Origin of the sequence: Rothia sp. (in: high G+C Gram-positive bacteria), from assembly GCF_015265375.1 — a bacterium.
Classification (GTDB): domain Bacteria; phylum Actinomycetota; class Actinomycetes; order Actinomycetales; family Micrococcaceae; genus Rothia.
The window spans coordinates 1-10,877 of sequence record NZ_JABZXW010000065.1 but is presented as its reverse complement, the minus strand read 5'-3'; the positions used below and the strand labels follow the sequence as shown (position 1 = coordinate 10,877).

The window sequence follows — 10,877 nt, the reverse complement described above, 5'->3', positions numbered from 1 at the left end:
ATAGAAACGTCCCCTCCCACCCCGAATCGGGGTAGAAGGGGACGAACAGAAACTCATGAGAGCGGGCAGTGAACCCGCCTCAGCTCATAAGCATTGTTAGATGTCAGCCGCCTGAACCTTCAGCGCACGAGCCACGCCGTCGCGTGCCTCCGCAATCTGACGGTACAGAGCGGCGGCGTCCTCGGGCAGGGACGCCAGGTACTTCTCGGTACGCTCCAGCAGCTCAGCGGTCGGCTCGCTCGGGTACATGCCACCAATAATCTGCATGGAAATCTCGTGTGAACGCGAACGCCAAATGCCCTCAATCTGCTCGAAGTACGGCTCATCGTACTGGGCAATCAGCTCGGGCTTGCCGGACTTGAAACCGGAAATAGCGTAACGCTGAATCATGTTCGACAGCTCGCCGGTCACCATGATCTTGTTCCAGTACTCAGCCTTAGCCTCCGCGGTCGGAATCGACGCGTACGCCTGAGCCGCGTACTGCTGGCCGTTTGCGGTGTTGTCGTTCTCCAGCTCCGCAGCAATCTGCTCGGCGGAGAAACGGCCACCGGTAGCCAGGCGGCACACCAGGTTCCAACGCAGGTCAGCGTCAATGTCCAGGCCCTCAAGGGTCAGCTCACCCTCGAAGAGGCGCTGCACATTGTTGTACTGGTCCTCGGTGCGGGTCTGGTTGATGAACGCCTGCAGCAGCTGCAGCTGAGCATCCGAATCGGGCTCTGCAACGCATGCCAGCTCCCACAGACGGTCGGCGGCACGGTGACGGGTCTCCTCGCGAGCCTCGGGAGCCACGAAGGAGTGCAGGGTAGCGGACAGGTTGTTAATCTGGGTGCGCAGGGCGGTGGAGTTGGTCTCCTTGCCGATGTTGTTCAGCACCAGGTCAACGTACTTACGTGCCGGCATCTGAGCGTCACGCACGGTATCCCAGAGCGAACCCCAGACCACGCCGCGAGCCACGGACGAATCAATGTCACCCAGGTGCTTGATAGCGGTCTCGATGGAACGCTCGTCCAGGCGAATCTTTGCGTATGCCAGGTCCTCATCGTTCAGCAGCAGCAGGTCGGGGCGCTTCTTGCCGAGAGCCTCCTCGACCACGGTCAGCTCGCCGTCAATGTCCAGCTCGATGCGGTCGGTGCGGGTCAGCTTGCCGTCGACCAGGTTGTAGAAACCAATCACGGCACGGTGCGGGCGCAGGGTCTCGAAGCCCTCAGCGTAGGACTGGCGAATACCCAGCGAAGAGATGTTGCCCGCCTCGTCGTTCTCAATCTCAACGGCGAGAGTGTTAACACCAGCGGTCTCAAGCCACTTAGCGCTCCACGCACGCACGTCACGGCCGGAGGTGCGCTCCAGCTCAACCAGCAGATCGTCCAGAACGGTGTTGCCCCAGCTGTGCTTGTCGAAGTACACCTTCAGAGCGGCCATGAAGTTCTCCTGGCCAACCCACGCCACCATCTGACGCAGCACCGAAGCGCCCTTTGCGTAGGTGATACCGTCGAAGTTCACCTGAACATCGGCAAGGTCACGAATCTCAGCCACAATCGGGTGGGTCGACGACAGCTGATCCTGGCGGTACGCCCAGGTCTTCTCCGAAGCGGCGAAGGTAGCCCACGCCTCCTTGGCGTAGCGGGTGTTCTCCGCAGCAGCCAGGGTCGACATGAACTCAGCGAAGGACTCGTTCAGCCACAGGTCGTTCCACCACTTCATGGTGACCAGGTCACCGAACCACATGTGCGCCAGCTCGTGCAGAACGGTGATAGCGCGGCGCTCACGCAGAGCCTCCGCAACCTTGGAGCGGAAGACGTAAGTCTCCAGGTAGGTCACGCAGCCAGCGTTCTCCATCGCACCGGCGTTGAACTCGGGCACGAACAGCTGATCGTACTTCTCGAACGGGTACGGGGTCTTGAACTGCTCCTCGTAGAACTCGAAGCCCTGACGGGTCAGCTCAAACATGTCCTCAGCATCCACGAACGGCATGAGGGACTTACGAGCGTACACGCCCAGCGGAATCACGCGACCCTCAGAGTTGGTCAGCTCGCTGGTGACCTTCTCGTAGGGGCCAGCCACAATCGCGGTAATGTACGAAGACATGCGCGGGGTCGGCTTGAAGAACCAAGTCTTCGCACGGCCGCAACCGCACTCCTTCTCCTCAACCTTCACCTCGGGCTGGTTAGACACAACCACCCAGTGCGAGGGAACGCGCACAATAAACTCGAATTCAGCCTTCAGGTCGGGCTGCTCAAAGACGGGGAACACGCGGCGGGAGTCCGGCACCTCGAACTGGGAGTACAGGTACACTTCGCCGTCGGCGGGGTCCACGAAACGGTGCAGACCCTCACCGGTGTTGGTGTAGAACATCTCTGCGTCAATGACCAGGGTGTTCTCAGTAGCAAGGTTCGGCAGCTGGATGCGCTCGCCGTCCGCCAGGTCGGTGCTCAGCTCTTCGCCGTTGAGGTTAATGGACTTGACCGAGGAGGTGATGGCGTCAATGAAGGTGGAGGCACCTTCCTGAGCGTCGAAGCGAATTTCAACCTTCGAGGAGAAGACGTCTTTGTCCTTCGGCAGGTCGAGTTCAATACGGTACGAGTGCACGCGCTTAATAATGGATGCGCGTTCGATTGCCTCATTGCGGGTTAGGTTCAGGCCGGGCATACAGCTCCCTCTCCTTAGATGTGAATAGCGTGCCGTGTTGACACGCCCTGTCATGGTGCGCTGGTTCCCGAGGTGCGCGGCTCCTGCGACGCTGCATACGTAGCGCTGGAGGCGTTCAAGTTTGGGCGCGGCGAATCGGGACACCAAAAAGTGCCATATCCCACAGTCTACCGTATAGGTGGGGGTCTAGAAGGCTCCGCATTACCCGAACCCGCGCGAATTCGATACAGTTAAGACAGAAAAAACCCAAACGGGGAAGCGTATCCCACCTGATGGATGCGCGGCGCACTCTAGCAACGGCGCTCAGAACTGAGAACCGGCGCCTCCCACGAACGCACAAACGCACGTCACACCAAGACAAAATCACCAGGAGAGTACCTTGCGCGTACACATCGCAACCGACCACGCTGGCCTCGAACTGAGCCACTACCTGATCGAGTCCCTCACCGCTGCGGGCTACGAAATGATTGACCACGGCCCCGCCGACTACGACCCGCTGGACGACTACCCCTCGTTCTGCATTAACGCAGCCCTTGGTGTGAAGCGTGACCGCGAGGCTGGCCTGGACTCCCTGGGTATTGTGCTGGGCGGTAGCGGTAACGGCGAGCAGATGGCTGCGAACAAGGTTGATGGTATCCGCGCGGCTCTGGCGTGGAACCACGACACCGCGGCGCTGGCTCGCGAGCACAACAACGCACAGGTTGTAGCTGTGGGCGGCCGCCAGCACAGCAAGGAAGAAGCACTGGAAATCATCAAGGTCTTCCTGGCTACCCCCTGGACCAACGAGGAGCGTCACGCACGCCGTATCGGTCAGCTGGCTGAGTACGAGCAGACCGGCGATATTGCCGGCAAGCAGATTGACGCTGCCTAAGCTCTAAAATCTGAGGCGCATAGTACAGGCTATGCGCCTCAGTCGTCTCTGCACTCCATATAATCCGCACTATTTCTAGCCGACAAGTTTTCGAGGAGAACCCGTGCCTGAAGGCCACTCCATCCACCGTATCGCCCGCCAAATCAGTGACGTCTTCACCGGCGAGCGCGTGCAGGTTTCCTCCCCGCAGGGCCGCTACGCTGAGGGTGCCGCCCTGCTGGACGGTCACATCATCACCGGCGCGTACGCGCACGGTAAGCACCTGTTTGTGACCTTCGAGAACGACCTGACCCTGAACGTGCACCTGGGTATTTACGGCAACTGGAGCTTCGGTGGCGATGAGACGTTCACGGGTGCCTCGAGCATTGGTGCGCCCCGCAAGATCGGTGAAAAGGAGTATGCGGCGGGGGAGGGTGAGCCTTACGCCGGTCCTCCCGAGCCGAAGAGTACGGTGCGTTGCCGTATTGTTTCGGAGCACGGCTGGGCGGATCTGGTGGGCCCGACTATCTGCCGTACCCTCACTCCGGAGGAGGTGCGCACCGTTCGCTCCAAGCTCGGCCCCGACCCGCTCAACCCGGACGCCGACCCCGAACAGTTCTACCGCGCGGCACGCAAGAGCTCCCGCCCGATTGGTGTGATTTTGATGGATCAGGCGGCGATCTCCGGCGTGGGCAATATCTTCCGCGCCGAATCGCTGTACCGCCAGGCAATTGACCCGCTGCGCCCCTGCAAGAGCCTCAGCGACGAGGAGCTGGGGCGACTCTGGGAAGACAATAAGCACCTGCTGGTCATCGGCGTGCGCGTGGGGCGCATTATCACCACCGAACCGGAAGACCGCCCCGGCATACCCGAAACCGAAGCGTGGCCCGACCACGCCAACTACGTGTACATGCACCACGGCGAGCCCTGCCGCCGCTGCGGAACCACCATCCGCATGGAAGAAATTGCCGGCCGTAAACTCTACTGGTGCCCCGGCTGCCAGGTCTAAAAACTGCTCAAATATTTGACAGTCCAGATGGAACCTCGATACTATAGTCAAGTTCCATTCCGGGGATGTAGCTTAATGGTAAAGCCTCAGTCTTCCAAACTGATTACGCGGGTTCGATTCCCGTCATCCCCTCGCACAATCCCCCCGACGTTGTCGGGGGGATTTTTTGTGCTCGGGGATGAAGGGAATCGCTTACGCATGCGGATTTATTTCCTCGCGCGCTCGGAATCCGCACGCTCCAGCTCGTCATCCCCTCCACCTCGCATCCACACAAAACACCCTACAAAACCAAGGGAGATAGGGGAGTACGCGCTCAGTGGAAATAAACCGCGCACGAGCTGCTGTGTTGGGCATTTAGCGGGAAAACAGGTAAACTAGGGCACTGACTGTGTTAAACACGCAAGTGTGCAACACGGTCGGTTTCACGGGGCGTGGCGTAGCTTGGCTAACGCGCCTGCTTTGGGAGCAGGAGATCGCAGGTTCGAATCCTGTCGCCCCGACGTGAAACGGTTGCCGCGACGCTACAAGGTCGTGGCGCTCTTTCCACTAAGCAACCGCGGTACACACGATTCGTGCCGCACCGAAACTATATGAGGAGATCACGGACGTGAAGACCGCCGTCGAGAAGCTCAACCCGACCCTCGCAAAGATTGAGGTCGAGGTTCCCTTCGCAGAATTCAAGCCCTACCTGGACCGCACCTACAAGAACCTCTCGGGTCAGATCAGCGTTCCCGGCTTCCGCAAGGGTAAGCTGCCCAAGCAGCTCATCGAGCAGCGTGCGGGCTTCGACTACATCGTCGAGGCATCCCTGAACGACGCTCTGAACGACTACTACGCACAGGCACTGGGCGAGAACGAACTCTCCCCCCTGGCACAGCCCGAGCTGGACGTTCAGTCCCAGCCCTCCACCGAGAACCGTGAGGCAGACGTCAAGCTGACCATCACCGTCACCGTCCGCCCCGAAATCGAGCTGCCCAACTACGAGGGCCTCGAGGTTGAGGTTGACGAGGTAGAGGTCACCGCTGAGGACGAGGTCCAGGCACTGGACGCTCTGCGTGAGCGCTTCGGCACCCTGAAGACCGTTGAGCGCCCCGCAGCTGACAAGGACTTCGTGACCATCGACATCGCAGCTGAGATCGACGGCGAGCAGGTAGACGCAGCAAACGACCTGTCCTACCAGATCGGTTCCGGCACCATGCTCGACGGCATCGACGAGGCTCTGACCGGCCTGTCCGCTGGCGAGGACGCAACCTTCGAGACCAAGCTCTCCGGTGGCGAGCACGCAGGCGAGCAGGCAGTCATCAAGGTCAAGCTCTCCGCAGTCAAGGAGCGCGAGCTGCCCGCAGCTGACGACGAGTTCGCACAGCTGGCTTCCGAGTTCGACACCATCGAAGAACTGAAGGAAGACATCAAGAAGCAGGTTGCAGAGGCTAAGGTTGCCGAGCAGGGCACCCAGGCACGCGACAAGGTCCTCGCAAAGCTCGTTGAGCTCGTTGAGATCCCCGTCCCCGAGAAGGTTATCGAGGACCAGCTCGAGCAGCACTTCAACAACCCCAACGCTGAAGCAGACCACGACACCGAGGAGCACCGCGCCGAGGTTCGCGAGAACACCGAGACCGCATTCAAGAACGAGATGGTTCTCGACGCTGTTGCGGACAAGGAAGAAGTGACCGTTGACCAGGCTGAGATGATCAACTACATCATCACCATGAGCTCCCAGTACGGCATGGACCCCAACCAGTTCGCACAGATGCTGGACGGCTCCGGCCAGGCTGGCGCACTGGTCGGCGAGGTTCGCCGCTCCAAGGCTCTGGCAGCAGTGCTGAAGACCGCAGTGGTCAAGGACACCAAGGGCAACGTTGTTGACCTGTCCAAGTACCTGGGCGAGGGCGAAGAGGCAGCTGCCTAAATCCCCGCCACGGTCTGCAAGAAGCCACTCCGCTAGAGGGTGTGAGCTGATTGCTTGAAATGTGTAGCCTCAGCGGGCATCCACCGAATTACCGGTTGGGTGCCCGCTGAGGCTCTTTTTCACCCCAAGTTACTTCGCCCGCAATTCCTCCCCGCAACACCCCGAATGCGCATGCAGGCTCGTCAGTACCGCATATGCTGGGCGCTGTGCTTCACGCTGTGCTTCACCCCCTGGCGAACGAACAACCCGAAGGGAAGCGGGGGAGGGCAACTATCGGTAAGGTAGTAGCAACGAAACTTTTCGCGTGCGCTCCGGCGCGTAAATCGCGCAAAGATGCAGCGAAGACCCATTAGAGAAGAAGAGGAAGAATGTCCAGCTACATGCCTCTGCCCATCGGCGCCTCCCAGGCAGCCGGCGTGGCGCCCGCGCCGTCTATGGCAACCCCCATCGTTGGTGCCCAGGAAGATTACGTCTACAACAGCCTCCTGAAGGAGCGCATTATCTGGCTCGGCTCCGAGGTGCGCGACTCCAACGCTAACCTCATCTGCTCCCAGATGCTGTTGCTCTCGGCTGAAGACCCCGAGGCAGACATCTACCTGTACATCAACTCGCCCGGCGGCTCCGTGACCGCTGGTATGGCAATCTACGACACCATGCAGCTCATCCCGAACGACGTGGTGACCGTGGTGACCGGTATGGCAGCATCCATGGGTCAGTTCCTGCTCACCGCAGGCACCATCGGCAAGCGCTACGCAACCCCGAACGCCCGCATCCTCATGCACCAGCCCCTCGGTGGTATTGGCGGTACCGCATCAGATATCCGCACCCAGGCTGAGCTGATTCTGGACATGAAGAAGCGCCTGGCAGAGATCACCGCTGAGCGCACCGGCAAGAGCCTGGAAACCATCCTGAAGGATAACGACCGCGACAACTGGTTCAACGCGGAAGAAGGCCTGGAATACGGCTTCTTCGACCACATTGCCACCACCGCCGGTAAGCTGCCCGAATCGAAGAACGCATAAGGGAGATGCACATGAACTACCTGCCGAACGATATCACCACCTCGGCGCCGGCTATGCCGAGCAACCGCTACGTGCTCCCCAGCTTCGAGGAGCGCACCCCCTACGGTTACAAGCGTCAGGACCCGTACGCAAAGCTGTTCGAGGACCGCATCATCTTCCTGGGCACCCAGGTGGACGACGCATCCGCTGACGACATCATGGCTCAGCTGCTGGTGCTGGAGGCACAGGACCCCGAGCGTGACATCACCCTGTACATTAACTCGCCCGGCGGCTCCTTCACCGCGATGACCGCCATCTACGACACCATGCAGTTCATCCGCCCCGAGATTCAGACCGTGTGCCTGGGCCAGGCGGCATCCGCTGCGGCGGTTCTGCTGGCTGCCGGTACCCCCGGCAAGCGTCTGGCACTGCCGAACGCTCGCGTGCTGATTCACCAGCCCGCGCTGAGCGGCCAGCAGGGCGGTCAGGCATCTGACATTGAGATTCACGCGAACGAGGTTATGCGTATGCGTGAGTGGACTGCACAGACCCTGGCACTGCACTCGGGCAAGACTTACGAGGAAGTTGACCGTTCCATTGAGCGTGACAACATTCTGACTGCGGCTGCTGCCCTGGAGTACGGCCTGGTCGATAAGGTGCTGGAGTCTCGTAAGCTGCGTAAGCCTGCGACCAACACCGCTATTTCCCACACCTAAACTTTAGTTTTGAGGAATACCCCGAGCGTTTTTCGGGGGAGGGGCGGCATCGCTCCGTGTGCGAGCCTTCGGGCTGGTGCGCGGTGCGGTGCCGCCCTTTTTGTGCCCGCCGGGTGGGGGTGGTGAACCAAGCTGATATGTGGCGTTGACCTGCGCTTTCTTGCCGGGCTTTATCGTCACATACCTATCGTCATATGCCGGAGTATCAGCCTCGCCGCCGTCATAAAAGACGCGCTTTGTCATATGCCCGGTAAGTCCGTTCATTTGCGGTGCGTAATTCTGAGTTCCGGGGTGAACTCCGGTAGCCTTAGAGAAGGAGAAAATTCGAGTATTTCATACCGGTTTCTCACTCAAACTAAGGCGCCCACCACCCGCCGGTGCCCCTCCTGAGAAATCACCGCAGACATCAGGTCACTGACCCTTCTGCACCGATTTCACCACGCCGATCGAAAGGGAATCTTCGTGGCCACAGACATCATTGTGCCTCCCGAACAGCCCAACGCCAGCATGCGATGCTCCTTCTGCAAGAAGACTCGCGCGCAGGTTTTCAAGATTGTGCTCGGCCCGAATGTTTCCATCTGCGACGAATGCGTGGAGCTGTGCGAAGAGATCCTCGCTGAAGAGCGTCTGAAGGTGAAAGCCTCCGCGGCGGCGCCTGCATCTCAGCTGGCTACTCCGCGCGAAATTTACAGCTACCTCAACGACTACATCATCGGTCAGGACGCGGCGAAGCGCACCCTGGCGGTGGCGGTGTACAACCACTACAAGCGCATCCACGATATTGATAACCCGGTGCTGACCTCCCGCATTCTTTCGGCGACCGCGGGGGAGCAGGTGGAGCTGGGCAAGTCGAATATTCTGATGCTCGGCCCGACCGGCTGCGGTAAAACCTACCTGGCGGCAACCCTGGCGAAGAAGCTGGATGTGCCCTTCGCCCTGGTCGACGCAACCACCCTCACCGAGGCGGGTTACGTGGGTGACGACGTGGAGAACATTCTGCTGCGCCTCATCAACGCCGCTGACGGCGATATTGCCAAGGCGCAGCGCGGCATCATCTACATTGACGAGATCGACAAAATCGCCCGTAAGGGTGGCGAGAACCTCTCCATCACCCGTGACGTGTCCGGTGAGGGCGTGCAGCAGGCGCTGCTGAAGATTATTGAGGGTACCGTGGCGACCGTACCCCCGGAGGGCGGCCGCAAGCACCCGGCGCATGCGAACATTGAGATTGATACCTCGAACATTCTCTTCATCGTGGCTGGCGCCTTCGACAATATCGACGACCGCATCGCGGCCCGCGTGGGTGCCGGTGGCATCGGTTTCGCTGCTGAACTGAGCGGTTCCGTGAAGAACCCGCTGGACCAGATCATGCCCGAGGACCTGGCGCACTACGGTATCATCCCCGAGCTGATTGGCCGCCTGCCGGTCATCTCGACCCTGAGCGAGCTCAACGAAGAAGAGCTAGCTCGCGTGCTGACCGAGCCGAAGAACGCGCTGCTCAAGCAGTACCGTCACCTCTTCGCCTTGGACGGCGTGGAGCTAATCATTGACGATGCGGCCATCGCAGCAATCGCCCGTCTTGCCGCTGAGCGCGGCACCGGCGCCCGCGGCCTGCGCTCCATGATGGAGCAGATTCTGCAGCCGGTCATGTTTGAGATTCCGGACCGCACCGACGTGGTGTCCATCGTGATTGGTGAGGACACCGTGCTCAACGGTGCCGAGCCCCGCTACGTACTGCAGGCGCCCGACCCCGAAGCCGAGACCACTCGTACCGCAAAGGGCGAGGCGAAGACCGCCTCCCTGAAGGCCGCGAAAGCTGACCGTCAGGCGGCATAACCGCATACTTCCAGCCGAACAGGCTAGGGAATAAAGAAGCCGTCGCCCCGGTTATACGGGGTGACGGCTCACTAGCAGGTACCGCTCGCTGGCATGTGCTGAAGGGCGTGTACCGAAGAATAAGCGCCAGCTCATAGAAGCGGCTGGCGCAACCGTATGAGAGAGGAACACTCATGGCTGAGAACGCACCCGCACAGGTCGATTTCTGGTTCGACCCGATTTGCCCCTGGTGCTGGATTACCTCCCGCTGGATTGGTGAGGTGCAGAAGGTCCGCAACGTTGAGGTGACCTGGCGCCCCTTCTCCCTGTCCATGCACAACCAGGGCCGCGAGCTGCCCGCCGACTACCAGGCAATGATGGACCAGTCCTGGGCGCCGACCCGCCTCATCACCGCCGTGCGTGAGCTGCACGGTAACGAGGTTATCAAGCCCCTCTACGACGCTCTGGGCGAGCAGATTCACCACAACAGCAACAAGGCTGATTCCTACCGCGACGCGATCGTCAAGGCGCTGGCTGAGGTCAACCTGCCCGCAGAGTTGGTGGATGTCGCCTTCACCGACCAGTACGATGAGCAGATGCGCGCATCCCTGGACCTCGCCCTGGAGACCGTGGGCGGCACCGATGTGGGTGTTCCGCTGATTTCGATTAACGGCACCGCGTTCTTCGGCCCGGTCATTTCCCCGAGCCCTGCCGGTGAAGAGGCAGGTAAGCTCTTCGACGGCGCCCTGGCGCTGGCTTCCTACCCCGGCTTCTTTGAGCTGAAGCGCCCCCGTAACGTGGGCCCGATTTTCCACGGCGAAAATGGCGAAGCCTAAGACTCCCGCAACGTGCTGAGATTCCTGCAGTGCGCTGAGGCTCGGTAGGGTCTGAGGTCGCAGAGCATAAAAGTACCGCCCGGTCATGTACTGAC

General features: G+C 60.5%; 8 protein-coding genes and 2 tRNA genes. 9 read left to right on the top strand and 1 reads right to left on the bottom strand.

Going from position 1 to position 10,877, the window contains the following annotated elements; genetic code table 11:
- Positions 1 to 96: 96 nt before the first annotated feature.
- Complete coding sequence (gene pepN, locus HXO69_RS07770) at positions 97 to 2,646, bottom strand: aminopeptidase N (RefSeq protein WP_296546342.1); 2,550 nt, start codon at positions 2,644 to 2,646, stop codon at positions 97 to 99.
- 379 nt (positions 2,647 to 3,025) lie between these two features.
- Here pepN and HXO69_RS07765 point away from each other — a divergent pair, with 379 nt between their 5' ends.
- The 9 genes from HXO69_RS07765 (at position 3,026) to HXO69_RS07725 (ending at position 10,782) form a co-directional block, all read left to right on the top strand.
- Complete coding sequence (locus HXO69_RS07765; protein ID WP_005505713.1) at positions 3,026 to 3,517, top strand: ribose-5-phosphate isomerase; 492 nt, start codon at positions 3,026 to 3,028, stop codon at positions 3,515 to 3,517.
- A gap of 103 nt (positions 3,518 to 3,620) precedes the next feature.
- Positions 3,621 to 4,505 (top strand): Fpg/Nei family DNA glycosylase, encoded by an 885-nt coding sequence (locus HXO69_RS07760; RefSeq protein WP_296546340.1) that lies wholly within the window; start codon positions 3,621 to 3,623, stop codon positions 4,503 to 4,505.
- Positions 4,506 to 4,566: 61 nt separating this feature from the next.
- A tRNA-Gly gene (locus HXO69_RS07755) sits at positions 4,567 to 4,637 on the top strand.
- Positions 4,638 to 4,930: 293 nt separating this feature from the next.
- Positions 4,931 to 5,005: transfer RNA gene (locus tag HXO69_RS07750), tRNA-Pro, on the top strand.
- Between the two features lie 107 nt (positions 5,006 to 5,112).
- Entirely contained in the window at positions 5,113 to 6,414 is a 1,302-nt protein-coding gene (gene tig / locus HXO69_RS07745; protein ID WP_296546338.1) for a trigger factor, read from the top strand.
- Positions 6,415 to 6,782: 368 nt separating this feature from the next.
- Positions 6,783 to 7,436 carry an ATP-dependent Clp protease proteolytic subunit gene (locus HXO69_RS07740; RefSeq protein WP_005505718.1) on the top strand — a complete coding sequence of 218 codons (654 nt, stop codon included), beginning with the start codon at positions 6,783 to 6,785 and terminating at the stop codon, positions 7,434 to 7,436.
- Between the two features lie 5 nt (positions 7,437 to 7,441).
- A complete protein-coding gene (locus HXO69_RS07735) occupies positions 7,442 to 8,131 on the top strand; it encodes an ATP-dependent Clp protease proteolytic subunit (protein ID WP_012903382.1) in 690 nt (229 codons plus the stop codon).
- Between the two features lie 462 nt (positions 8,132 to 8,593).
- Complete coding sequence (clpX, locus tag HXO69_RS07730; RefSeq protein WP_296546336.1) at positions 8,594 to 9,967, top strand: ATP-dependent Clp protease ATP-binding subunit ClpX; 1,374 nt, start codon at positions 8,594 to 8,596, stop codon at positions 9,965 to 9,967.
- A gap of 173 nt (positions 9,968 to 10,140) precedes the next feature.
- Positions 10,141 to 10,782 (top strand): DsbA family protein, encoded by a 642-nt coding sequence (locus tag HXO69_RS07725; RefSeq protein WP_296546334.1) that lies wholly within the window; start codon positions 10,141 to 10,143, stop codon positions 10,780 to 10,782.
- Positions 10,783 to 10,877 lie beyond the last annotated feature (95 nt).